22 protein-coding genes and 1 pseudogene are annotated in these 24,725 nt (G+C 60.8%); 14 read left to right on the forward strand and 9 right to left on the reverse strand.

Annotated features, from left to right (window positions below; translation table 11 throughout):
• Positions 1-311 precede the first annotated feature (311 nt).
• Together fumC and KQ933_RS08410 are read left to right on the forward strand one after the other, a co-directional pair.
• Positions 312-1,703 carry a class II fumarate hydratase gene (gene fumC, locus KQ933_RS08405; protein ID WP_216758346.1) on the forward strand — a complete coding sequence of 464 codons (1,392 nt, stop codon included), beginning with the start codon at positions 312-314 and terminating at the stop codon, positions 1,701-1,703.
• Between the two features lie 190 nt (positions 1,704-1,893).
• Positions 1,894-3,525, forward strand: coding sequence for a fumarate hydratase (locus tag KQ933_RS08410; RefSeq protein WP_367882516.1), 1,632 nt, complete (start codon positions 1,894-1,896; stop codon positions 3,523-3,525).
• A gap of 58 nt (positions 3,526-3,583) precedes the next feature.
• Here KQ933_RS08410 and KQ933_RS08415 read toward each other — a convergent pair whose 3' ends face one another.
• Positions 3,584-3,805 (reverse strand): hypothetical protein, encoded by a 222-nt coding sequence (locus KQ933_RS08415; protein ID WP_183734861.1) that lies wholly within the window; start codon positions 3,803-3,805, stop codon positions 3,584-3,586.
• A 364-nt stretch (positions 3,806-4,169) separates the two neighbouring features.
• On the opposite strand from KQ933_RS08415, the gene KQ933_RS08420 reads away from it, so the two are divergent.
• Positions 4,170-5,240, forward strand: coding sequence for a GGDEF domain-containing protein (locus tag KQ933_RS08420; protein WP_216758348.1), 1,071 nt, complete (start codon positions 4,170-4,172; stop codon positions 5,238-5,240).
• 109 nt (positions 5,241-5,349) lie between these two features.
• Here the strand turns inward: KQ933_RS08420 and KQ933_RS08425 are convergent, their stop codons facing one another.
• Positions 5,350-7,773: a glucan 1,4-alpha-glucosidase gene (locus tag KQ933_RS08425; RefSeq protein ID WP_216758349.1), complete on the reverse strand. Its 2,424-nt coding sequence runs from the start codon at positions 7,771-7,773 to the stop codon at positions 5,350-5,352.
• Positions 7,774-7,935: 162 nt separating this feature from the next.
• Here KQ933_RS08425 and KQ933_RS08430 point away from each other — a divergent pair, with 162 nt between their 5' ends.
• On the forward strand, positions 7,936-8,676 hold the full coding sequence (locus KQ933_RS08430; RefSeq protein WP_216758350.1) for an ROK family protein: 741 nt from the start codon (positions 7,936-7,938) through the stop codon (positions 8,674-8,676).
• Positions 8,677-8,731: 55 nt separating this feature from the next.
• Positions 8,732-9,544 carry a class I SAM-dependent methyltransferase gene (locus KQ933_RS08435; RefSeq protein ID WP_216758351.1) on the forward strand — a complete coding sequence of 271 codons (813 nt, stop codon included), beginning with the start codon at positions 8,732-8,734 and terminating at the stop codon, positions 9,542-9,544.
• Between the two features lie 119 nt (positions 9,545-9,663).
• Here KQ933_RS08435 and chrA read toward each other — a convergent pair whose 3' ends face one another.
• Both chrA and KQ933_RS08445 read right to left on the reverse strand, forming a co-directional pair.
• Positions 9,664-10,890, reverse strand: a complete 1,227-nt coding sequence (chrA, locus tag KQ933_RS08440; RefSeq protein WP_216758352.1) for a chromate efflux transporter — start codon at positions 10,888-10,890, stop codon at positions 9,664-9,666.
• 264 nt (positions 10,891-11,154) lie between these two features.
• Positions 11,155-12,639 carry a DUF1254 domain-containing protein gene (locus tag KQ933_RS08445; RefSeq protein WP_216758353.1) on the reverse strand — a complete coding sequence of 495 codons (1,485 nt, stop codon included), beginning with the start codon at positions 12,637-12,639 and terminating at the stop codon, positions 11,155-11,157.
• Positions 12,640-12,924: 285 nt separating this feature from the next.
• On the opposite strand from KQ933_RS08445, the gene KQ933_RS08450 reads away from it, so the two are divergent.
• From KQ933_RS08450 to KQ933_RS08465, 4 genes are all read left to right on the forward strand, one after another.
• A complete protein-coding gene (locus KQ933_RS08450) occupies positions 12,925-13,560 on the forward strand; it encodes a LysE family translocator (protein WP_216758354.1) in 636 nt (211 codons plus the stop codon).
• A 120-nt stretch (positions 13,561-13,680) separates the two neighbouring features.
• Entirely contained in the window at positions 13,681-14,103 is a 423-nt protein-coding gene (locus KQ933_RS08455) for a hypothetical protein (RefSeq protein ID WP_216758355.1), read from the forward strand.
• Between the two features lie 4 nt (positions 14,104-14,107).
• On the forward strand, positions 14,108-14,686 hold the full coding sequence (locus KQ933_RS08460; RefSeq protein ID WP_216758356.1) for an OmpA family protein: 579 nt from the start codon (positions 14,108-14,110) through the stop codon (positions 14,684-14,686).
• Positions 14,687-14,707: 21 nt separating this feature from the next.
• Positions 14,708-15,517 carry a hypothetical protein gene (locus KQ933_RS08465; RefSeq protein ID WP_216758357.1) on the forward strand — a complete coding sequence of 270 codons (810 nt, stop codon included), beginning with the start codon at positions 14,708-14,710 and terminating at the stop codon, positions 15,515-15,517.
• Between the two features lie 45 nt (positions 15,518-15,562).
• On the opposite strand, the gene KQ933_RS08470 is transcribed toward KQ933_RS08465, so the two are convergent.
• Positions 15,563-17,008 (reverse strand): transporter substrate-binding domain-containing protein, encoded by a 1,446-nt coding sequence (locus KQ933_RS08470; protein ID WP_253958289.1) that lies wholly within the window; start codon positions 17,006-17,008, stop codon positions 15,563-15,565.
• 102 nt (positions 17,009-17,110) lie between these two features.
• A pseudogene (locus tag KQ933_RS08475) lies at positions 17,111-17,815 on the reverse strand (sulfatase-like hydrolase/transferase); the annotation flags it as partial.
• Between the two features lie 448 nt (positions 17,816-18,263).
• Between KQ933_RS08475 and KQ933_RS08480 the strand changes: the two are divergent.
• Entirely contained in the window at positions 18,264-18,449 is a 186-nt protein-coding gene (locus KQ933_RS08480; protein WP_216758358.1) for a hypothetical protein, read from the forward strand.
• Positions 18,450-18,569: 120 nt separating this feature from the next.
• Here the strand turns inward: KQ933_RS08480 and KQ933_RS08485 are convergent, their stop codons facing one another.
• Together KQ933_RS08485 and KQ933_RS08490 are read right to left on the reverse strand one after the other, a co-directional pair.
• Positions 18,570-18,881 (reverse strand): hypothetical protein, encoded by a 312-nt coding sequence (locus KQ933_RS08485; protein WP_216758359.1) that lies wholly within the window; start codon positions 18,879-18,881, stop codon positions 18,570-18,572.
• 110 nt (positions 18,882-18,991) lie between these two features.
• Positions 18,992-19,891, reverse strand: a complete 900-nt coding sequence (locus tag KQ933_RS08490; protein ID WP_183804536.1) for a LysR family transcriptional regulator — start codon at positions 19,889-19,891, stop codon at positions 18,992-18,994.
• A gap of 114 nt (positions 19,892-20,005) precedes the next feature.
• On the opposite strand from KQ933_RS08490, the gene KQ933_RS08495 reads away from it, so the two are divergent.
• From KQ933_RS08495 to KQ933_RS08510, 4 genes are read left to right on the forward strand one after another with little or no spacing between them, the layout of a single operon-like run.
• Positions 20,006-21,088, forward strand: coding sequence for a 4-oxalomesaconate tautomerase (locus KQ933_RS08495; protein ID WP_216758360.1), 1,083 nt, complete (start codon positions 20,006-20,008; stop codon positions 21,086-21,088).
• A gap of 45 nt (positions 21,089-21,133) precedes the next feature.
• Complete coding sequence (locus KQ933_RS08500; protein ID WP_216758361.1) at positions 21,134-22,135, forward strand: ABC transporter substrate-binding protein; 1,002 nt, start codon at positions 21,134-21,136, stop codon at positions 22,133-22,135.
• Between the two features lie 12 nt (positions 22,136-22,147).
• The gene (locus tag KQ933_RS08505; RefSeq protein WP_216758362.1) at positions 22,148-22,978 is read left to right on the forward strand and encodes an ABC transporter ATP-binding protein; all 831 of its coding nucleotides are present in this window, start codon (positions 22,148-22,150) and stop codon (positions 22,976-22,978) included.
• Entirely contained in the window at positions 22,962-23,735 is a 774-nt protein-coding gene (locus KQ933_RS08510; protein WP_216758363.1) for an ABC transporter permease, read from the forward strand. The genes KQ933_RS08505 and KQ933_RS08510 overlap by 17 nt, the downstream gene beginning before the upstream one ends.
• Before the next feature lie 154 nt (positions 23,736-23,889).
• On the opposite strand, the gene KQ933_RS08515 is transcribed toward KQ933_RS08510, so the two are convergent.
• Positions 23,890-24,636: a sulfite exporter TauE/SafE family protein gene (locus KQ933_RS08515; protein WP_216758364.1), complete on the reverse strand. Its 747-nt coding sequence runs from the start codon at positions 24,634-24,636 to the stop codon at positions 23,890-23,892.
• Between the last annotated feature and the right edge of the window lie 89 nt (positions 24,637-24,725).

The raw sequence follows: 24,725 nt of genomic DNA on the forward strand, positions 1-24,725 counted from the left end.
ATGCCAGCACTTTCAGGCTCAACTTCGTGTGACGGAGTCGAACGCAGCGCCGCGCAGCAGTTCACACAAAATTATGAAATTATTAGTTAATTTTTTACCGAATTTTCCTGTCCGAGAAAGGGCGCTTTCTGTCGCTTTTCGCATTAATTTCCCGGCGTGGCCGAAAAAACACGCTGACTGGCGATGCAAAACATGAGAGCTGCCTTCAATATTTCGTGTTGCGTCCGGTTTTCTTGTCAAGCGTTCCACCCTATAAGTCCCTCATCTCCAAAGACTGCCCTCAACAGCATGTGACAGGAAGGCACGAAGCCATGAGTTCCACCCGCACCGAAACCGACACATTTGGCCCGATCGAAGTCGCCAGCGATCGTTATTGGGGCGCGCAGGCGCAGCGTTCTCTCGGCAATTTCAAGATCGGCTGGGAAAAGCAGCCGCTCTCGATCGTGCGCGCGCTCGGCATCGTCAAGCAGGCGGCGGCGCGGGCCAACATGGCGCTCGGCCAGCTCGATTCCAACATCGGCAAATCTATCGTGGATGCGGCCCAGGAAGTGATCGACGGCAAGCTGAACGACCATTTCCCGCTGGTCGTCTGGCAGACCGGTTCCGGCACGCAGTCCAACATGAACGCCAACGAGGTGATCTCCAATCGCGCCATAGAAATGCTGGGCGGCGTCATGGGTTCCAAGAAACCGGTGCACCCGAACGATCACGTCAATATGAGCCAGTCGTCGAACGACACCTACCCGACGGCCATGCATATCGCCTGCGCCGAACAGATCGCTCATCACCTCCTGCCGTCGCTGAAGCATCTGCATGCGGCCCTCGACATGAAGGTCACGGAATTCAGCCACATCATCAAGATCGGCCGCACACATACGCAGGATGCGACGCCGCTTACTCTCGGCCAGGAATTCTCGGGCTATGCAGCACAAGTTGGCTCGGCCATCAAGCGCATCGAAATGACCCTACCCGGCCTCTGCGAACTCGCCCAGGGCGGCACCGCCGTCGGCACCGGGCTGAATGCGCCCGTCGGTTTTGCCGAAAAGGTCGCCGAAGAGATCGCCGCCATCACCGGCATGCCCTTCGTGACCGCGCCGAACAAGTTCGAGGCGCTCGCCTCGCATGATTCCATGGTCTTCGCCCATGGCGCGATCAATGCGGCAGCCGCTGCCCTCTTCAAGATCGCCAACGACATCCGCCTGCTCGGCTCCGGCCCGCGCGCCGGCCTCGGCGAACTGGCGCTGCCGGAAAACGAGCCCGGCTCGTCGATCATGCCCGGCAAGGTGAACCCGACCCAGTGCGAAGCCCTGACGCAGGTCTGCATCCACGTCTTCGGCAATAATGCCGCGCTGACCTTCGCCGACAGCCAGGGCCATTTCGAGCTCAACGTCTACAATCCGATGATGGCTTACAACTTCCTGCAGTCGGTCCAACTCCTCGGCGACGCTGCCGTCTCCTTCACCGACAATTGCGTCGTCGGCATCGAGGCCCGCGAAGACAATATCAAGGCCGGCCTCGAACGCTCGCTGATGCTGGTGACCGCGCTTGCGCCCAAGATCGGCTACGACGCCGCCGCCAAGATCGCCAAGACGGCGCACAAGAACGGCACGACGCTGAAGGAAGAGGCCTTAGCGAGCGGGCTGGTGACGTCGGAAGAATATGACACGATCGTGCGGCCGGAGACGATGATCAGCCCGAAGTGAGCTGATAAGGCGTGACTGTCGAAGGCTGGCTGTGTGCCGGCCTTTTTGCTTTTCACGGCACAAGCGGCCGCAGAGATTTGGCGCATCACCTTTCTTGATCAGGAGCGGAAGCGCCTCGGCATTTCGCCGCCAATCCCCCATCCTTCCCGATTGATTTTGCCCCCAGCCAGATTTAGACCGGTTCCAAACTATCCCACCTAGAAAGGTCACTTCATTGGCTGACGATCTCTTCCCCCTCGGCGCCGACACCACTCCTTACCGCAAGATCAGCAGCGACTATGTTTCGGTCGACAGCTTCAAGGGTCAGGAGATTCTGAGCGTCGATCCCGAGGGCATCCGCCTTCTCGCAGAAACCGCCTTTGCCGACGCCAATCATCTGCTCCGCCCCGGCCATCTGAAGCAGCTCGCTTCGATCCTCGACGACCCGGAAGCGACCGACAACGACCGTTTCGTCGCCTATGACCTGCTGAAGAACGCCAATATCGCCGCCGGCGGCGTGCTGCCCATGTGCCAGGATACGGGTACCGCGATCATCATGGGCAAGAAGGGCCGTCGCGTCTGGACCGAGGGCGGTGACACGGCTGCCCTTTCGAAGGGTGTGCTCGACGCCTATGAAAAGAAGAACCTGCGCTACTCGCAGCTCGCGCCCATCAAGATGTTCGAGGAAAAGAACACCAAGAACAATCTGCCGGCGCAGATCGATATCTATGAGGAAGGTACCGACAGCTACGACTTCCTCTTTGTCGCCAAGGGCGGTGGCTCGGCCAACAAGACCTTCCTCTTCCAGGGCACGCCCTCACTCCTGTCGCATGACCGCATGCTGGACTTCCTTAAGGAGAAGATCCTTACGCTGGGTACGGCAGCCTGTCCCCCCTACCATCTGGCGATCGTCATCGGCGGGACATCGGCCGAGATGAACCTCAAGACCGTCAAGCTCGCCTCCACCCGCTATCTTGACGAATTGCCGACCGAAGGCTCCGAAAACGGCCACGCCTTCCGCGATATCGAGATGGAAAAGGAAATCCACAAGCTGACCCAGAGCCTCGGCGTCGGCGCCCAGTTCGGCGGCAAGTATTTCTGTCATGACGTGCGCGTCATCCGCCTGCCCCGCCACGGCGCCTCGCTGCCGATCGGCCTCGGCGTTTCCTGTTCCGCCGACCGCCAGGCCAAGGGCAAGATCACCCGGGACGGTATCTTCATCGAGCAGCTCGAGACCGATCCGTCCAAGTACATGCCTGATATCGACGAGGCGAAGCTTTCCGAATCCGTCGTGCGCATCGATCTGAACAAGCCGATGGCCGATATCCTCGCCGAGCTTTCCAAGCACCCGGTCAAGACGCGCCTGTCGCTGTCAGGCACGATTATCGTCGCCCGCGACCTTGCGCATGCCAAGATCCGCGAGCGTCTGGAAAAGGGCGAAGGCATGCCCGACTATATGAAGAACCACCCGGTCTATTATGCCGGCCCGGCCAAGACCCCTGCCGGTTACGCCTCCGGCTCGTTCGGCCCGACGACCGCTGGTCGCATGGATAGCTATGTCGACCAGTTCCAGTCTTTCGGCGGTTCCATGGTGATGCTTGCCAAGGGCAACCGCTCGCGCGCCGTGCGCGAGGCCTGCAAGAAGCATCAGGGCTTCTATCTCGGCTCGATCGGCGGCCCGGCCGCCCGTCTGGCGCAGGACTGCATCCGCAAGGTCGATGTGCTGGAATATCCCGAACTCGGCATGGAAGCCGTCTGGAAGATCGAAGTGGAAGACTTCCCGGCCTTCATCGTCATCGACGACAAGGGCAACGACTTCTTCCAGGAACTGAACCTGGGGTGACGAATGCCGGCGTGGGCTGATTGAGGGGCCACACGGCAAGCCCTCAAAAGCGAACGCTCTACCGCACCGAAGCTGTCTCAGACGTATCGATATTGGCCGCTGCCGGTTTCTCCATGGCGGCGATATCGGATGCGTTGAGAATATCCCCCGCCTTCACGCTGGCGAGAATATCGGTGCTGAAGATGCCGTTGAAGAAGCCGCTCTGCTGCAGGAGGAAAGCACCGCCGGCGAGAATGGCGAGTGCGAGAATGGTGGGCGAAGTATGACGAGACGATTGCATGATCTCATGCCTTCAACGATGGACCGCGATCCGGTCCCCGCAAATCAGGTTTCTTGAGATAGAATCTGTCGTTTCGCCCTGCCCGCCAGTAGATTAGAGAACAGACACCGACCGTCAACAAAACAAAAACAATCCCTAAAAAGAGAAAACGACTGAACTTTTTTGGGGCACCTCGCGCATAGGAGGTGTCTCTTTCGCAGTTGAACTTACAAAATCCTGAGAAAAATCATAGGGCTGATCATAGTATTGATGCCCATCAAACTTATCGTATGTAATCTTTGGTATATGTGGCTTTAATCTTTTCCCAAGAAATCTAAGCTAACAAGTAGAAGATTGCTTAGGAATTGGATGAGGAGTTGCCGGAATGAATACGGCCGTTGCGCCCAAGGTGCAAGTTCCCGATGTGGCGGGTCAGATCACCTATGCCATGCGTTCCATGGGCGTTGCACCAATTCCCCGCAACTACGAACTCTTCTATGAGGCCTATATTGGCTCCAACCCGGCGCTCACCCGCGACCTTGCCGCCCTCGGCAGCCAGGCGACGCAGGCCGAGATCGATGCGCTCGGCGCCCAGCATTGCGCCCACACGGCACCTGCCAAGATCTTCGATGATGCGCATAGCCGCATCGCCAGCGAACTGGAAGGCCTGCTGAGGGTGCTTCGCCAGGAGCAGACCTCGCTCGAAAGCTACAACAGGCTGCTCAACGAGACTTGCAAGCGCATCAATTCCAAGAGCACGAGCAGCGCCGACCTTATCGAAAACGCCATCGACCTGCTCACCCAGGCAACCGGCGATACGATCACCCACGGGGAAAAGACCGTTGAAGACATGGTCCAGCGCTCGCAGGAGATGGATGAGGTCCGCAAGGAACTCGACGAATACAAGCGCATCGCCAATACGGACTCGCTGACGCGCCTGTCCAACCGCCGCGCCTTCGACGACCGGCTGGCCGCCGTCTTCAACAATCCGGCGTTGCGCCCGGTCACGGCGCTGCTGCTTGCCGACATCGACAATTTCAAGAAGATCAACGACACCTACGGCCACCCGGTCGGCGACAAGGTTCTGGCGACGGTTGCCTCCGTCATTCGCGCCAATGTCCGCCGCGACGTCTTCGTCGCCCGCACCGGCGGCGAGGAATTCGCGCTCATCATCGACGGCAATACGCTCGAGGAAGTAACGGCAATTGCCGGGCGCATCCGCCGCACGCTGGAATCCACCCCTTTCAAGAATTCCCGCACGCGCGTCAATTACGGCCCGGTCACTGTCTCGATCGGCATCTGCATGGCCTCGCACGCCGGCGATGCCGGTGAGCTCTATTCCAAGAGCGATATCGCCCTTTACAGCGCCAAGAACGCCGGCCGCAACTGCACCGTCGTCTATGAGGACGGCATGCAGAAGGAATTCACCAAGAGCTGGCTGATCTACAAGTCCTGATCACGGGGCGGTAATAGAGAGAAAACGAAATACATGCATCTGGTGGCCGGAAACGGCCGCTTTCTTTTTGAGTGAAGGCATGTCGCGCAAGAGTGCGCCGCTGCTTCTCTCAAACCACCTCGATCCGGAAATCCGTGCCCTCCCAGCGCTGTACATCCGTCCAGAAGATCGTGAAGTCGATCATTCCGGGGCCGAGCGTCCGCGTCGGCAGGTCGAAGACATGCATGCCGAAGCCGGTGTCGCGGCACGGGCTGTCGGTGGCGCTCGTCCAGCCGTCGGTGGACCAGCGCACCCGCGCGGGTGATGGCAGTTCGATGCGCAGCTCACGGCCGGCCGGCATCTGGTCGCGCCGGGCGGTCAGCCGCCAGGAGAATGGTGCCGGCGCCGGTTTTGCCGCGACATAGCGGGCAAAAGTCTGTGGCGGCCTGTCGAAGATCACGCCATCGCGCAGCGACCGCAGCAGCTTGATATGTTCCGCGTGCGCCCAGACCAGCGGCATGGCGCTGCCCGAGGGCCGGCCGAGGAAAAGCTCGCGTTCCGGCACGTCCTCGCTGTCCCAGATCTGCTCGGGCAAGAGCCCGCCTTGGCTCGCCGAGGCTTCGAGCGCGGCGAGCATGCGCCGTGCTTCGTCCGCTCGCCCGGCAGCGAGTTCGTAATGAGCGCGCTCGCCTGTCAGCAGCGGCCAGAGCCTGCCGACACCGCTGCCGGCAAAGGGCGCGCCGCCAATGCGCTCGCCGTAGCCGTCGTCATTGTAGCGATACCAGTAGGGACCGGCTGGAAGATCGCGCCGTAGCTCCGCATCGATCGCCGCGACCGTGCCGGTGATGCGCGGATCGTCGGCGGCCCTCAGGCCAAAGCGCACCAGCGCCAGCGCATCCGGGCTGATCAGCAGGTCCGCTTCCAGCACTTCTCCGCCATTGTCACGATTGCGGATCGGAATGAAGTCACGCCTCAGTGACAGGCTACCGTCCGCGGCCGAGGCGATGCGCACGTAATAGCCCTCGATGCCGAGGCTGCGCGACAGTTCCGTATCGCTTGCGTAGGTCCATTCCTCGATACGCTCGTTCCAGCCATCGGCCACCTCGCGCAGATAGCGCGCCGCATCCAGCCGCCCGGCCGCTTCCACCGCGTCGGCCGCCGCAAGCAGCCCGGCGATCTCGACGGCGAGCGTGAACGGCGAATAGCCGGCATCCTCCTCCCATCGATCCTCCTCGGTGGCGGGACCGTTTCTGACGATGTAGCCCGCTGCCGCCTCGATCATGGGCAGATAGCGGCCGGCCTCCGAGGCACCGACCGCGCCCGATCGCAGCAGCATGTCGTAGAGCAGGATGGGAAATGCCGTCTCGTCCATCTGGATGCCGTACCAGTAGGGCCTTCCATCGAGCCAGGCATTCTGCACCCAATGGCCGTCCGCCTCCTGGATGACAGCGAGATAGTCGAGCACGGAGCGCGCGTCAGCGGTAGCGCCCGCGGCAAGCAGGCCGCCCGCCGTCTCCACCAGGTCGCGCGTCCAGACCAGGTGATAGCCGCCAAGGTCGTCATCGCTCTTGCTGAAACCCCAGGGGATGGATAGGCTGGCGATGATGGCGCCCGAGGCATCGTCGCGATGGGTGGCGAGCACGCCGGTACTGACGCGGTAGCGGTTCAACTTATCAGGATCATGCGGCTCGTCCAACCCAAGCAGCCCGGCCTGCCACTCCCGCCAGCCGCTGCAATAGTGCTTCAGCGCCGGCTCGGCGCCGTGCTCCAGGCTGAGAAGGGTGCGCAGGGCTGCCTCCTCAGGCTGGGTGCCGAAGCCAATGGCAATCAGCGCCCTTCCCTGTTCAGCTCGCCCCTCGCCTGCCTGGATGTCGAGCGTGCCCGACAGCGCGACATTGCCCGAGGTGGCGCGGCAATATTCCTGCTTCAGCCCCTCGCCGCGTGACAATGTCTGCCAGCCGTCGGAAAAGCCGACATAGCCCACTGAGCGGGCAAGCCAGGGCACCGACGCAGCAACCGCAAGCGCCCGCCCGGAACCTTCGGCAAACAGCATCGGCCTGCGTTTGAAATCGGCATACCAGCCGGTGTTGTCGCCGCCGCCATTGACGAGATGCGGGGCGATCAGCGCGTACAGCCGGTAGTCGGAGAGATTGCCCGTCAATGCCTCGAAGCGGATGTCCTGCAGCACCACCTCGCGCTCCGGGTCCGAAAAGATGGTCTTGGTGATGCGATAGCGTCCATCGCGCGCGGTATTGACGATGCGGAAGGCAGGAACGCCGTCCTCGATCGCCTGCACACTGTGATCGGCATCGCGCTTCTCCTCGGAGAAATAGTTCTTCGCCGTGACGATGAAGCCGAAATCGCGCACGCAGGCCATATCGAGCCGTGGCGCGTAGATCTCGTTGAGGATGCCATGGCTGGCCGTGAACCAGACGCAGCTCGCCGAATTGACTGATGTACCGACCGCGCTCTTGTCGCTCGAGGTCCAGCGGGGTTCGATGCCCGGCGCACCCGGCGGCACGACGGAACCGGGTGGCAATGTTGGAAAGGCCAAGTGCAGTTCCTCCGCTCAGGCTGTGTTCCTCATAGAGCGCCACATCCTGAGACGAAATTCAGTGATCCGCAATATACCGCCCTTGACAGTTGCTGCCGATCTTGTGCCGGATAGGATCGCGCGGGGAGCTGAAGCGGGCATTGCCCGGGAGGAGCGTCAGGCATGGCTGACATGACGGAAGCATCTGAAGCAAAACAGACAAGCGAGCGCAGCAAGCCGAAGGCGGCAGCATCTGCCGGCCGCATCGTGCTCGCCGTCGATATCGGCGGCTCGCACGTGAAAGCGGAACTCAGCAGCGGCAGTGAGCGACGCTCGGTCGTTTCAGGGTCGAAGATGACGGCGGCCAGGATGGTGGACGCGCTCAGCGATCTCACCGCCGACTGGCAATATGACCTCGTCGCCATGGGCTATCCCGGCCCTGTCGCCGCTCATCGCCCGGCAGCCGATCCGTTCAACCTCGGGCCGGGATGGAAGGGTTTCGATTTCGAGACAGCCCTCGGCAAGCCCGTGCGCATGGTCAACGACGCGCTGATGCAGGCGATCGGCAGCTACGAGGCGGGCCGCATGCTCTTCCTCGGCCTCGGCACCGGTCTCGGCTCGGCCATGATCGCCGAAAACGTCTGCATGCCGCTCGAACTGGCGCACATGCCCTACAAGAAGGCGACATTCGAAGATTATGTCGGCGAACGCGGCCTGGAAGGCCGCGGTAAAGGCAAATGGAGAAAGTCGGTCTTCGACGTCGCCGATCGCCTGAATGCTGCCCTGCTGCCCGATTACATCGTCATCGGCGGCGGCAATGTCGAACGGCTCAAGGAATTACCGCCGAAGTGCCGGCGCGGCAACAATGACAACGCCTTCCGCGGCGGTTTCCGGATCTGGCTCGACGAGAGCCTGCGGCTGTGAGCGGCAGTGAAACTGATGTGTTTGAAGCCCCCTTGGGCGGCGGAAGGTGATGACAATGCTGGACAAGGACAAGCTGTTCGTCGGCTCGATTCCGGAAAACTACGACCGTTACATGGTGCCGCTGATTTTCGAGCCCTTCGCCGCGGACCTTGCGCAGAGGGCGGCATCCCTGTCGCCCGGCGCCGTTCTGGAAAGCGCAGCTGGCTCCGGGGTTGTGACCCGCGCATTGGCGCCGAAACTGTCGTCGGGCGCACGCTATGTCGTCACCGATCTCAACCAGCCGATGCTTGACTACGCCGCTTCGCAACAGGGCCTCGATGATCGCCTGGAATGGCGCCAGGCGGATGCTCTGGCGCTGCCGTTTGAAAATGCCGCCTTCGATCTCGTCTGCTGTCAGTTTGGCGCGATGTTCTTCCCGAACCGCATATCGGGCTACCGCGAAGCAAAACGTGTCCTGAAGCCCGGCGGACATTTCCTGTTCAACGTATGGGACCGTATCGAGGAGAATGTTTTTGCCGACGATGTGACAAATGCCCTCGCAACAATGTTTCCGGACGATCCGCCGCGCTTCCTTGCCCGCACGCCGCATGGCTATCATGACAAGGCGCTGATCCGCGCCGAGCTGGAAGAGGCGGGTTTCTCTAATGTGATGATCGAAACGAGAGCCGAGCAGAGCCGCGCCTCCTCACCCCGGATTCCTGCGCTCGCCTATTGCCACGGGACCGTCCTTCGCAGCGAAATCGAAGCCAGAGCTCCGGGAAAACTGGACGTTGCGACCGACTGTGCCGCATCCGCGATTGCCGACCGGCATGGCGACAGTGAGGTTGCTGCCAAAATTCAGGCCCACGTCATCATGGCAGTCGCGTAGACTGGCTGGATTGCGCTTTCCGATGGCGGCAACGATTCGGGGGATGCAAGGCTTGGCCTGATGGCAGGGGCGGCGATAGGGGCCGCTTTGCTCGCGAAGGATTGACCGGCCGATACGGCTCAGGCGGAAAGCTGCAGCAGGATCCCACTTGCTGCCATCAGCAGCACGACGATCCATGGCGGCGCCTTCCAGACGGCCAGCAGGAGGAAGCCGGAGAGCGCAAGGGCAAAATCGGCCGATGTGAGGACCGCGCTTGTCCATACCGGATTGTAGAGGGCTGCACCCAGCACGCCGACCACGGCTGCATTTGCGCCACGCATGGCCGCCTGCGCCAGCGGATAGGTGCTGAGCCTGTCCCAGAAAGGCAGGGTGCCGAGCAGCAGCAGAAGGCCGGGCAGAAAGATGGCGACGAGAGCGATGGCCGCGCCAGCGATACCGTTTGGAGCCGGCCCCATCACCGCCCCGAGATAGGCCGAAAACGTGAAAAGCGGACCAGGTACCGCCTGCGCAACGCCGTAACCGGCGAGAAACGCGTTTTCCGAAACCCAGCCCGACCGCACGACCTCCGTTTCGAGCAGCGGCAGGACGACATGCCCGCCGCCGAACACCAGCGCACCCGAGCGATAGAAGGCATCGAAAAGGCGCAGCCCCTGCGAATCCATGACGGAAGCGATGAGCGGCAATCCGAACAGCAGGAGCAGGAACGCCAGCAGACAGGTGAGGCCTGCAGATCTCGATATTCCGAACGAAAAACCTGTCCGTTGCTCGACTGCTGCCCCGCGGCAAAGGACGAGCCCTGAAACGGCACCCAGCACGATGGCTGCGAGCTGGCCCAATGTCCCTCCTGCTGTCACCATGAAAATCGCGGCCAGCGCGATGCCGGCGCGCGGCCGGTCAGGCGTCAGCGATCGTGCCATGCCCCAGACGGCCTGCGCCACGACCGCCACGGCGACGAGCTTCAATCCGTGCAGCAGGCCTTGCCCGGCAGGATTGTCGAGCGCGGTGGCGGCGGTCGCGAAGATGAGGAGGATCAGGGCAGACGGAAGCGTGAATGCGCTCCACGCCGCAAGCGCCCCAAGCGGTCCGCCGCGCAAGAGGCCCATCGCAAAGCCGACCTGGCTCGATGCGGGACCGGGAAGAAACTGACAGAGGGCAACGAGATCGGCATAGCCCTTCTCGTCGATCCATTTGCGCCGCGTCACGAGTTCGTCACGGAAATAGCCGAGATGCGCGATCGGTCCGCCGAATGACGTGAGGCCAAGCTTCAGGAAGGCGCCGAAGACCTCCGCAGGCGTACCTGCCGATGGAGCCGCCGTCTTCTCCTCAGTTATTTCCTTTGCATCCACGCCAATATTCCCCGTTGCTCCGCCCCCGTATCCTCATCATCAATGACAGCACAATGACAACAGGTGATTTCGATGTCGGTCGAATAAGCCGTTGCAGATCTTGTGGCGGCACGGATCAGTCAGCCTGACGGATCCGCGTTCGTGGGGGCAGCCGATCGCGGCGAATGCTTCGATGCGGGACGAATTATCGATGGAAAAGAAAGGCTTGACGGGACGCGCTTGGGTCATCGCGCGCCCGCAAAGCCTCGGATGCAATTGGCCTTGTTACTGAGCAGCGAGCGGAGCCGCTGTAGCCGCACGCGTCACCGGCGGCGGGTTCCACTTGCCGATCAGCGCGCTGCCCTTCGGCGCATAGAGCCTCATCGTCAGATTATACGGGCCGTTCGGCGCCGGCAGCCAGTTCCATTCCCTATCCTTCCCGGGGCTTTCGGTCTGGAAATAAAGGTCGAGCGAGCCGTCGGCGTTATACTGGAACGGCATCCAGCTGCTGACCGCGAAACGGTTAAGCGGGTTGGCGACCTGGAAGCCGTCGCTGTCATAGAGGGTGACCGACCAGAAAGCGTTGACCGGCGGAATCGCCTCCTTTTCGAAATGGATGGTGTAATTGCTTCGTCCGTCCAGCGGGTTGCCGGTTTCATCCGCAAGGTTCAGCGGATAGATGGCGTCTTCAGGCAGATTGGCGCCAAGTCCCTGTTGCGCCACGATCGCCCGTTTCAGGTAGTAATTGCCATAGACGCCCATCGTGTCGGTGTTCATCGACCAGCCATTGACCACGCGTGCCAATGTCTTCAGCTTCCAGCCCATGAGCGCCTGCGCATCCTGCGGTGCCGTCTTCAACGCTTTCTGAACGATGGGATCGGCCTTGGACAGGTCAAAGCTCTTGCCGGGCTCGATACCGATCTGCTTCATGCGGGCAATGATCGGTTGATCGGTGCTGTGCGGCGGATGAAGTTTCAGGAGTTCGGCAGCGTAAGCGAAATAGTCTTCCGCCGAAGCCGTATCGGCCTGCATCTTAGGCGGCGTCTTCATGTCGACGGAAGGGTCTATCTTGACCTCGGCCGGCTTGGCGTCTTTGCCCCACTGCGACAGCGGCGTGATCTTGTAGCCGTCCTGGATCTTGTGAACGGCATCGTAGTCATCGGGGCCATCGGTCTTGGTGCGCCCGATGATCCAGACATAGGGCGTCGGAGCGTCGATCCGTTCGGTCCCATCAGGCAGCTTGAATTCGTCGAACCTGTCGCGAAGCTCGGGCCTCCAGCCGGGCGGTGCGATCAGGAAATTTCCGGCCGATGTTCCGGTCGTTCGCCAGCCCGGCGCGGCGAACACATCCGTCCACATGTCCAGCATCGGCAGTAGGTAATAGCGGCCTCCGGTATCCGGCGCGGTAACCACCACCGGCTCCGTCGTCAGATCGAGCCAGCCGCTCGAATAGAGCGTGTCGAAATTCGGCCGGACCACGGCCTTCATGTCCGCCGTCGGAAACGCGCGGATATTGATGAACCGGTTGGGCGGACCGCCGATTGCCCCCTCCTTCGGTTCCATGTTGGTCAATTGCTTGCGGGTGATGTCCATCGTTATCAGCGGATAAAAATAGACATAGGCCTCGATGCCGATCTGACGCGCCTCCTCCTCCGTCAGGGAGGCGGCCCTGGCCTCAGGTGCGGCCGGAATGGCCATCGAAGCAATTGACAGGAAGACGAACGACATAGGCGTTCGCAACAGGCGTTTGATCCCAAACTGGATTGTCATGTGCGTTTCCCCCCGAACGAAATGAAGAACCCGGCAGGACCTCGATTTACGCCGGCGCATCTTTGGCGAGACCAAGATGGCCAAGGTACTCGGACCTGCTGAGCGACCCGACCGAAACATAAAGGGCGTATATCCGGAAGTACGTTACAGTAAACGGCGCCGTAAATGGCCGGGATACAGAACTCTTTGCTTCGATCCGGAGCAGGATATTGGCTTTGATTGAAGGCCCTTCCGCAAATGTCAGGCGAATGCCATAACTCGATTCCCGACACGGAGGAGGACGACATGACTGAAATGACGGTTCTTGCATTTGCGCTCGTGGCATTCATCGGCATCGCCACGCCCGGCCCGACCGTGCTTCTCGCCCTGACGAACGGCTCGAAATTCGGAGTGCGCCGGGCGATATCGGGCATGATCGGTGCTGTCATGTCCGACTTCGTGCTGATCGGCGCAGTCGCATTGGGTCTTGGCGCCCTGCTCGCGGCCTCGGAATTCTGGTTCACCGTCGTCAAATGGGTCGGCGTCTGCTACCTCGTCTTCCTGGGTGTCATGCTGCTGCGTTCGAAGGGAACGCTTGACGTCTCGCTGCGCTCTGAAAGCGGAAACGCAGCCGCTTCGGCAGTGACGATCTTCCTGAAGAGCTTTCTCGTCGCCGTCACCAACCCGAAGGGCTATCTGTTCTTCTCGGCCTTCCTGCCGCAATTCATTGATCCCTCGGGTCCGCAGGTCGAGCAATATGCCATGCTCGCCCTCGTCTTCGCCGCCATCGATTTCATGGTCATGTTCGGCTACGCGGCTCTCGGCTCGCAGGCCGTCCGGCTGCTCCGGAAATCGGGCGCGCTCTGGCTCGACCGGATCTGCGGCAGCGCGCTTCTGACGCTTGCCGGGTCCTTGGCGCTCTATCGGCGGGCCAGCACGTAACTCCCCTCACCTGCCGATTTACAGCGAGTTTACGGTAACGTACTTATCCGAACTCTCCCGATCTGCATTCAATAGTCCCGAGGGGGCGCCGTTCCGGCGCCGCAACAGGAGGGCTTGTGCATGCGTGGAGTATGGAGACTGACTGGCGCGGCGGCGATCGCCATCATCGCCTGGACGGGTGCGGCGAAGGCAGACACGATCAGCTATGCCGATGCGATCACCGTGCTCGCGAAGGATTGCGGCGCCGATATCAAGAGGCTCTGCAAGGGGCTGAACCTCGGCAATAACAGGATCGCCGATTGCCTCGCACAGAATGCGGGCAAGGTCTCGCCAACCTGCACATCCACGCTTGCGAGTGTCGCGGCATCGATCCAGAAGCGGGAGCAGGCACAGACGGCCTACAGTAAGGTCTGCGCCACCGACATGGCGCGGCGCTGCAATGGCGTTGTCGGCGACGGCTACATTCTCGCATGCCTGGCCAAAAAGCAGAAAACGATCAGTGCCCGGTGCAATCAGGCGATATCAGATGCAGGCTGGAGGTAAGGTCATGATGTCCAGAAAAATCGCCCTCGCCGGCTTTGCTGCCGCCCTCCTCTTGCCCGCTCTTGCGTTTGCGCAGCAAGTCTCCCAGGAGCGGATCATCAACGGTCTTGGAAAGCTTCAGGGGGCAGCGCCTATCGTCGACGTCGAACTGCTGAGACAGGAGGCACTGAACGGGTCCGGAAAACAGATGTCCGGCCTGCCGAACTGGAGCAAGGTGGCGCGCCTGCCGCAGATGGTGGTCGAGATCGACTTCGCGAACGATTCCGTCGCCATCGAGCCGGAATCCTACCGCACGCTCGGCATGATCGCCGATGCGCTGCATCACCCGAACCTCTGGGCCTACAAGTTCCTCGTCGTCGGCCATACGAGTTCGACCGGCACCGACCAGCACAATCTCGACCTCAGCCAGCAGCGGGCCGAAGCGATCAAGGAGATCCTTTCGACCACCTTCGCGATCGATCCGAGTCGCCTTTATGCGGTCGGGGTCGGCGAATATTTCCCGATCGAGGGCTCGAAATCGGAGGCCGCTAATAATAGGCGCGTCCAGCTTTACAATCTCGGTGTCTTCACGAAAAAGCCGTGAGCGACGAAGCCGGAGGCATCGATGGATTTCCTTCGTGATCTTGCCGGATGGAGCGTGCTGGCCGTCGCGGTACTTCTGCTGGTCGTGCAGCTCGTTGCACACGAAATCGGCTATCGCTTCGGTTCCGCGCGTAAGCCGAATGTTGCGGGCCAGGCAGAAAATGTCGGCGTCGTCGTTGCCGGCATGCTGGGCCTGCTCGCCTTCGTGCTTGCGCTCACGCTTTCCTATTCGACCGCCCGTTTCAACGAGCGGCGCGAGGGCACGTTGAGTGAAGCCAACGCCATCGGCACCGCCTGGCTGCGGGCGGTCGCGATCGGCACGCCTGATGCTGTCAAGGTGGCGCGGCTGCTCGAAGATTATCTGAATGCCCGGGAGGCCTTCGTCAAAGCTGGCTTCGATTCCGATGCCATCGCCAGCGCCAACCAGGAAACCTCCCGCCTGCAGCAATCGATTTGGGCCGGCGTCAGCGCCATCGTGCGTGAGCGTCCGGATCCTGTCACGGCCGCGCTGATGGCGTCCGTCAACGAAGTCTTCGATACCGGCTCGGCGGAGCGTTTCGCCATGGGCATACGTCTGCCGCCGCAGATTTTCTGGCTGTTAGCCGGCGTCATGTTGCTCAGCATGGCCTCGGTCGGCTATCAGTTCGGGCTCCGAGGCCGGCCGGTGCGCGTTCTCATTCTGCTGCTGACGATCGTATGGACGGCGATTATAGTTAACATCCTGGATCTCGCCTCGCCAAGGGTCGGCAATTTCCGCACCAATGCCATCGTCTACGAATGGACGCGCCAGGGCTTTTCGGGCATGGCAGCGCCGCCAGCCACATCGCAGTGAATACGGCCCGGGCTCCTGTCGCCGTCAGGTGACGTTGCCGAAATTCTATTTCTGTAGCGCTTCGCCGGCATCCGGGCGTTCTCCCACGCGCGCCACGAGCAGCGAATAGGCCACGTAATATTTGTAGATATTGCTGACATACTGGACCGTCTCTCGGCCGACGATCTCGGAGGCGGCATTCTCGACATTGCCGAACCAGACATTGGGGTCGAGCCCCATGGCTTTGGCCTTGTCGCGGAATTTCCTCAGGTTCCCCGGTCCGGCATTATAGGCGGCGAAGGCAAAGAGCTGCCTGTCCTTGGCGTCCAGCCCTTCATCGTCGATATAGGTGTTGATCAGGTGGCGCAGATATTTCGCACCCGCTTCGACATTGCGGTCGGCATCCTTGTCGATCCCGGTGATGCCGACCACCTTGTCCTTTGCTGTAGAGGGGAGCATCTGCATGACGCCGACTGCCCCGCGCGGCGAGCGCCTGGACTGGTCGAGCTGCGATTCCTGATAGCCCTGCGCCAACAGCATCAGATAGTCGAAGGAATAGGTCCCGCCATATTTGCGAAAGATCTCGACGAGCTTCTGGAAACGGTCGACGTCGGCGGGCGAATAGGCGCGTTTGACGATCTTGTCCTGCTTGTAGAAGGTGTTGCGCAGAATATTGCCGAAGGTCGTGCCGACCTTATGGGTGGCCACGAATGCGTTGAGCTCAACCATGAATTGCGGACTGTTCTTGCGGATCGCCCAGGCGATCTTGCCTTGCGATGACAGCACGACATCATGGCGCACCTTCATGTCGGCAAAGACATGCGTCCAGATATCCGCTTTGTAGACATCGACGATGGTGAAAGGCAGAAGCTCGGCATTGACCATCTCCATAAGGTCTTCATCCTCGAGGCTCTCGTCCATCAGGTCGATGACGATCTCGGACTTGCCTGCGGCAGAAAGCGCCTTGTTCTTCGCCAGGAGGTGTTCGTGATAGCTGCTGGTGGCCCGCACGGCCACATGCTGACCGGACAGATCGTCGAGGCTTGAAACCGGCGGGCTGCCCGGAGATGCGACCAGGACTTCCTCGGCATTTTCATAAAGCGGATCGGTAAAATCCACCTGGCGCAGCCGCTCCTCCGTGATCGTCAGGTTCGCCATGACGATATCGCCATAGCCCTCGTTCAGCGAGGTCAACAGCTTGTCGCGCGGCGTCGGCACGAAGACGATGTTGACATGATCGATCTGCTTCTTGCGGTCCTTGTTGAGGACCTTTTCGAGCTCCAGCCCGAATTGCACTGCCGTGCCGAACTGGCGGCCCTTGTCGACGAAATAGATCGTCTTGCTGTAGGGAACGAGCACGCGAACGATGCGGCGCTCCTTCATCGCATTGAGATCGATGACGTGCTTCTGGATGAGGCCGGGAGAACCCGCCTTCTCGGCTGCCGCCGGCGTCGTCCAAAGCGACGCGGCAACGAACAACAGGACAAATAGCACCTTCAAGAACGAGCTCATAGAGGCCTCCCCAGCATCGGCCGTCAACACATCTGGTGAACATTGCGGCTTCGGTCTTTACCGTCGCGGGAGCTCCGGCCGCACTCCCGCGACGGCCTTGTCCATACGCTTGGCATTGAGTGCACCGGTATCTTCGATCTTACCATCAGCCGTTGCCTTGATGACGCCGCGCGGGGCGAACTGCCGGCGGAAGGCCGGGTACTTCGGATAGAAATAGCCCTCCGGCTCCTCCTCGGCATTGAGGTGATAAAGATTGCCGAAGAACTCGTCGAAGCCGTGCTTGATCGGCAGATGCTGATCCTGGTCGCCGAGATGGTTCTTGCCGAACTGGCCGGTCGCATAGCCCCTGGTTTTCAGCACGTCGGCAATGGTCGGCATCCAGTCCTGAATGCCATGCGGGTCGCCGGGCATGCCGATGGTGAGAAGGCCCGTGCGGAACGGCTCCTGCCCGAGGATGAAAGAGGCACGGCCGGCTGTGCAGCTCTGCTGGCCGCAGGAATCGGTAAAGATCGCCCCTTCCCTGGCGATGCGGTCGATATTCCGCGTGCGATAGCCCATCAGACCCATGGTGTAGGCGCTGATCTGTGGAATGCCGATATCGTCGCCGAAGATGACGAGAATGTTCGGCGGTTTGCCGGAACCACCTCCCTGGGCGGGTGCTGTCTGCGGCGTCTGCGTCGCAGCCTGATCGACCGCGGACGAGGCGGCGAGAGCCGTGATCGCAAGCGACGTGCCGCCAAGCAGAAGGTTACGGCGGCTGACGGTTGCCAACGTATCATCCTGCTCTTGATTTTCGACGTCTTTCATCGATCTCCTCCACGAGATGAAACCAGCACGCGAATGCTTTGCCAAATTCCATGATCGCGGAAGTACGTAACGGTAAACATCGGGCGTAAACGGCCGCGTTAACGGGCCAGGCCTTGCCGCAGCCTCCGATATCAGCCTGTCACATATTCTTCGCCGTCGCGCGTTATTGCCTGCGCGAAGCAATGACTGAAATTGGTCGAGAATGATGCCCATGTGTCACCACATAAACAGGCCAACAGCCGGCGAGCCTGAGTGACGGCGCGACCAGGGGTTGGCATCGAGCTCGCGACACGCTTTAGGCCACTTGTGCAGGCACCAGCCGCGCCCGTAAGTCGCCTCGACGTTAATGCAGTTCTTATGTTCCCTGCCCCGGGCAATATCGATTTCCTATGGGCTTTTCGACAGACTCCCTCCTGCAATCCTGTCGATGACCTCAAGGAAGAAACCCATGTTCGGCCAGAGCGGCGTAGCTTACCTGGCGCGTGAACGCGAAATCATCGCCGGCCCAAGCAGAATCCGGAGGACCTATCGGCAGTTTCTGGCGAGTCTGATGACAGCAGGCATCCTCGTCATGCGGTTGGCGGTCGCGATCGCCATCCGGCTGGTACCGCACAGCGTCTCCTTCCAGCGCTAATCACGCTCAGTCTGCCGCAGTGAAATGCGCCAGCTGGTCGGTATAGGACTTCTGGAAAGCCGGCGGGACATCCGCGCATGACGCAGCGCACGCGGATGTGTCGAGGGCCAGGACGGGCGATCACCGGCCGAGCCAGCGATATTCCTGGATCGAGGCCTTGCCGGTCTTCTTGTCGTAAAGGCAGATCAGGTTGACGTTCTTGGCCCGGCTCTTGCCCTTGCCCATCGAGCCGCGCAGCAGAACGGCGACCTTGCCCGTGGCGTCGTCGAAGACGATAGGCGCGGTGGCTTCGGGCGTATCCATGCCGGATTGGCCGATGCACGTGCCGTTCACCTTGGCAAACAGCGCATTCCAGGCGGCATCGCTGGAGGCGCCGGCATAGTGAGCCGTCAACAGCAGTGTGGCGGCCGCAATCGTCATTGTCTTGATCATTCTCAAACCCTTGTTGAACGGAAAGGAATCGTTCCCGTGCGGGACTTGTTGGCGAGAAGTCGGCGGAACTGAGACTTCCGGTTTTGCGGCTGCCGATTTCTCAGCGTCTTTCAATCGTTTCCCCACACACCAATCAACATCTTGAGAAAACGCTCCGCTGCCGGTGACAGGGTGCCGCCGCGACGGCGAACCACGCCGATCGTGCGTGATATCTCGGGATTGCGGATCGGGCGGGTGATCAGAAACGGATGGTCTTCTCTTGGGGTAGCCATTCTCGGCAGTACGGAAATCCCGAGGCCTGCCTCCACCAACCCGAGGGAGGTGGACAGATGGGTTACCTCGTAGAACCAGCGAAGCTTGATGTTCGATTTTGCCAGTGCTGCATCGAGCAGCGTTCTGTTGCCGCTTGATCGGTGAACCGTGATCAGATGATAGGGTTCCAGTTCCGCCCACCCGACCCATGGTTTTGCTGCGAGAGGGTGATCCTTGCGCGCTGCAAGCACGAATGGGTCTTCCGCGAGCCGCTCGAAGGTCAGGTCCGGATCCGACGTACCCATGATATTTATGCCGAACTCAACCTCCCCGCGAGCCACGGCTTGAAGACCGTCGGTCGCCGGCAAGTCGAGGATGCGGAAGCGGATGTTCGGGTACTCCTCGTTGAACTGTCTGATGACTGTAGGCAGGAAGTAGAATGCCGCGGTGGGGAGGCATGCGATCGTTACCAATCCGCCCCGATTGGGTCCAACGTCACGAACAGCAAACAGAGAGCCATCGAACTCCTCCAGCATACGCCGGACGAGCGGCACGAACTCTGTACCGAGAGCCGTGGCGCTGACATGCCTGGTTGTCCGCTCCAGGAGCGGCGCTCCGACAACCTGCTCCAGTTTCTGAATGCGGCGGCTCAACGCGGGCTGTGACAGATGCAAGGCCTCGGCGGCGCGATGAAAGCTCTCCAGCTCTACGACGCTCAGGAACGCGCGAAGGTCAAGGATCTCGCAATTAATGCTCATGACGCATCAATCCTCCGATTCTTAGCATTTCACAAATAAACGCCTGTTCCGATAATTGGATCAAACGGTGCCGATTGATACGGCGATGACATAATTCTGATGGAAGCACAAGCGATGAACGACCTGTTGGCGATCCCTTGCGTATTGATGAGAGGCGGCACCTCGAAGGGTCCGTTTTTCCTGGCAAGCGATCTTCCCGCGACTGCCGGTCAGCGTGACGAGATCCTGCTGTCCATCATGGGCTCGGGTCATCCGCTGCAGATCGACGGCATCGGCGGCGGCAATCCGGTCACGAGCAAGGTGGCGATCGTCGGGCCTGCCGGCATTGCCGGCGCCGACGTGGATTATCTCTTTGCACAGGTGCGGATCGACCAACAGATTGTCGACACCTCCCCGAATTGCGGCAACATGCTGGCTGCGGTCGGCCCGTTTGCCATCGAAGCCGGACTCGTCCCGGTTCGCGGAGAAACGACGCTCGTCCGGATCCATAATGTCAACACCGGCAAGCTGATCGAGGCCGAGGTTCCCACTCCAAACGGCAGCGTCTCCTATCTGGGTGATGCTGCAATCGATGGCGTGCCCGGACGAGCAGCGCCGATCGCACTGACCTTCATGGACGCAGCCGGGGCTCGTACCGGGCAGCTCTTCCCCACTGGCAGGCCCATCGACCTGATCGATGGCGTTGCTGTCACCTGCATCGACTGCGCAATGCCGATGATGTTGATCGAGGCCGCCGCGATCGGCGCGACCGGCTCGGAATCGGCGGCTGAACTCAATGCTGATGAGGAATTGCTGACGCGGCTGGAAAAGTTGCGTATCGCTGCTGGCGAACGGATGGGCCTCGGCGACGTGCGCAATCAGGTAACGCCGAAGCCGGTTCTCATTTCCCGGCCAAAGTCGGGAGGTGACATCAGCGTACGGTATTTCATGCCGCATCAATGTCATCCGTCGCTGGCAACCACCGGCGCCGTGGGAATCGCCACAGCCTGTATCAGCCAGGATACGGTCGCTTCGCTTCTGATCGGCAGGCGTACCCCTCCAGTCGTTCTTTCCATAGAACACCCAAGCGGTCACCTGGACGTCAAACTGTATGAGAGGGACGGCCAGGTCGTCGCCGGAATCCTTCGCACCGCCCGCCGGCTGTTTGAAGGACACGTATTCGCAAAACCTGTCGCGCGACTGGGTTACGCGGCATAATAACCGTGGCCGCCGGGAGGGCGCCACCAACAGGAGGAGAATATCATGCGCAAACTCATGCTCGCCCTCGCGGCAACCGTCGTGTTTGCCGGTTCCGCATTTGCGGATCCGGTCCGCATCAGCGTCGGCTCTTACAACCTCAACAATCTTCCCTTTCCGGTCGCCCAGGGGCTTGGCCTTTATGAAAAGGAAGGCCTGGAGGTGACCGTCGAAAACTTCGCATCGGGCGGGTCGAAGACGCTTCAGGCGCTTGTTGCCGGCTCGACGGATATTGCCGTCGGCTTCTACGACCATACGATCCAGATGCAATCGCAGAAGAAGGCTGTCGTGGCGTTCGTACAGCTCGCCCGCAATTCAGGGCTCGTGCTGGCTGGCGGCAAGAACAGCACTTTCGATCCGGCAAAACCGGAAACGATCAAAGGCGCAAAAATCGGCATCACCTCGCCGGGCTCGTCTTCCGATTTCTTCGTCCGCTATTATCTGCAGCGCCACGGCCTGTCCGCCGACGACGTCTCGCTGATCGGCGTTGGCTCAGGATCTGCCGCTGTCGCGGCCGTTGAGCAGGGCAAGGTCGACCTCCTCGTCAACTACGACCCGGCAGCGACCTTCATCGAGGCCAAGGGCGTCGGCAAGATCCTGATCGACGGGCGCAGCGACGACGGTGCGAAGGCGATCTATGGCGGGATTTACCCGACCTCCGTTCTCTATGCCACGCAGAGCTATATCGAGGAAAATCCGGAGACCATCCAGAAGGTCACGAATGCGACGGTCAAAGCGCTCGAGTGGATGAATAGCCACTCGGCGGAGGAGATCGTCGACAAGCTGCCGAAGGAGTTCATTTCCGGCGATCGTGACACCTACGTCAAGGCGGTCGAGAACGCGAAAGCGATCTTCTCGAAGGACGGGCGCATCAACGAGGAGGATATCAAGATTCCCCTCGCCGTTCTGAAGAGCTTCAACGAAAAAGTCGCGGCGGCCGAAATCGACCTTACGAAAACCTACACGAACGAGTTCGTCGGCAAGGTCCCGAACGTCGCAGCCAACTGACAGGAGGAGGTCATGGCATTGGCCGTAGTAAAAACCGCAGCCCCGACGGACAGTCCGCATCAAGCAAAGCCGATGGTTTCCATCGACGCGGTCACCATGGCCTTTGGCGCCTACGTGGCCGTGCAGGATGTGAACTTGAAAGTCTCCGATGGTGAGTTCCTCGCCATCGTTGGTCCAACCGGCTGCGGCAAGAGCACAATACTCAATGCAATCGCCGGCCTGCTGAAACCTGCTGATGGCACCGTATCGATCGACGGTCAGCCGGTACGCGGGGTTCAGAACGACATCGGTTATCTCTTTCAGCAGGATGCATTGCTTCCGTGGAAGACCGCAATCGAGAACGTGGAGCTCGGGCCTATGTTCAAGGGTGTCGGTACTGCCGAACGTCGCGAGCAGTCGATGAGATGGCTGGCGAAAGTCGGGCTGAAAGGGTTCGAGCATCGCTATCCCCACCAGCTTTCAGGCGGACAGCGCAAGCGCGTCCAGATGGCCCAGGCGCTGATCACTGGTCCCAAGGTCATTCTGATGGACGAACCTTTCTCCGCGCTCGATATCCATACCCGCCATCTGATGCAGAACGAACTGTTGCGGCTTTGGCAGGAAGAAAGACGCGCGGTCGTGATGATCACGCACGACCTCGAGGAGGCAATTGCTCTCGGTGATCGGGTCGTGGTGCTTGCTGCGGGACCGCGTTCGCGCGTGATCGACAGCTTCCCCGTCGATCTCGAACGCCCTCGCGATGTCGCGGAAATCAAGCTCGATCCGCGCTTCATGGATCTTTATCGCAACATCTGGTCGTCGCTGCGCGGCGAAGTGGAGAAAAGCTATGAACGCCATGACTGAACGCCTTATCCAAATCGTGCTCTTGGTAGCAATTGTCGGAGGCTGGCAGCTGGGTGTCGCGGTCGGATTCATCGACGTCTTCTTTTTTCCGGCTCCGGTCGACATCTTCAATCAGGTCGCATCCTGGGTGGTGGACACCAGCTTCTATAGCCATGTCGCCATCACCCTGACGGAAACCGTGCTCGGCTATCTGGTCGGTACGGCACTTGGTGTAGCAGCAGGCGTCTGGCTCGGTCTCAGCCGTTCGACCGCGCGTATTCTGGACCCCTTCATCAAGGGCTTGAACGCGATTCCTCGAGTCGTACTCGCGCCGATCTTCGTCCTCTGGCTCGGCCTCGGCCTCTGGTCCAAGGTGGCGCTTGCCGTGACGCTGGTGTTCTTCGTGACATTCTTCAACGCCTTGCAAGGCGTCCGGGAAGTGAACCCGGTGGTGCTGTCGAACGCCCGCATTCTGGGGGCCAGGCGGTCGGATCTGCTCCGCCACGTCTATTTCCCGGCAGCCGCGAGCTGGATCCTCTCCTCCCTGCGCACATCGGTCGGCTTTGCCGTCGTTGGAGCGATCATCGGCGAATATCTTGGCTCTTCCGCTGGTCTTGGCTACCTCATCGCCCAAGCAGAAGGCAATTTCGATGCGGTCGGTGTCTTCGCAGGCATCCTGATCCTGGCGGTTTTTGTCCTTATTATCGACAGCATCCTGGACATCGCCGAGAAGCACCTCATCAAGTGGAAAACGAGCGTTTCCGAACGGCCTGCATGACAATCGTCAGCGGTAACAGAGAAGCCTGTTCACAAGCGTCCTCCCTTTTACCCAAAAAGGGAGGACGCAGACGCTCTGCGCACTTCACCGGTGGCATCCTGCGCGATCCCTTCAAGTGCAAGGTGACCGGTGCGACACCGTAAAGTCGACGGCCTCAGCGCGGCCACAGACACATCTCCGCGCCGAGCAGCAGAAGGCAGACGAGAAACCAGCGGCGGAAGGTTGCCGGCGCAATCCGATCGCGCAGCACCTGCCCGGTCCACATGCCCGCCAGTGCCGGCAGGATCGCGAGGACTGAAAGCGCAAGATTGCCCCCTTCGAAAGCGTTGCGCAGGCCGAGCGAGGCTGCAAGCGCAACCGTGGAGACGGTAAAGGACAGGCCGAGCGCCTGCACCAGATCATCCTTCGCAAGCCCGAGCGCCTGCAGATAAGGCACGGCCGGGACAACGAAAACGCCTGTGCTGCCCGTGACGAGGCCCGTCGCCGCACCGATGACGGGCGAAAGCCATGGCTCCATCGCCGCCGGCACGCGGAGCGGACGGCCAATGAGCGCATAGGCGGAATAGAATACCAGCGTCGCGCCAAGCCCTTTGGTCGTAGCGCCGGTATCGCCGCTCGCAAGCCATGCCGACCCAAGCATCGTTCCCGCAACGACGGCTGTCATCATCGGCCAGAACCGACGCAGAAGCGGAACGAAGCTCGGGCCTGCAAACAACTGCCAGAGATTGGTGACCGACGACGGTGCGATCAGCAGGCTTGCCGCCGTCAGCGGCGAGGTCAAAACGCCCAATATGCCCATGGCGACCGTCGGAAGTCCCATGCCGGTGACACCCTTGACGAGGCCGGCGGCAAAGAAGGTGGCGGTGATTGCTGACAGGAAGGTGATGGACAGCTCGAACATGCCGCATCGGTAGCAGCTTCGAGGCCATGGACAATGCGGAAGTTCCCCAGCCTGCCTTCGGCTGGCCCGAAGGCAGGAGATGCCTTATT

It is taken from the genome of Rhizobium sp. WYJ-E13 (genome assembly GCF_018987265.1).
In the GTDB taxonomy this organism is placed as follows: domain Bacteria; phylum Pseudomonadota; class Alphaproteobacteria; order Rhizobiales; family Rhizobiaceae; genus Rhizobium.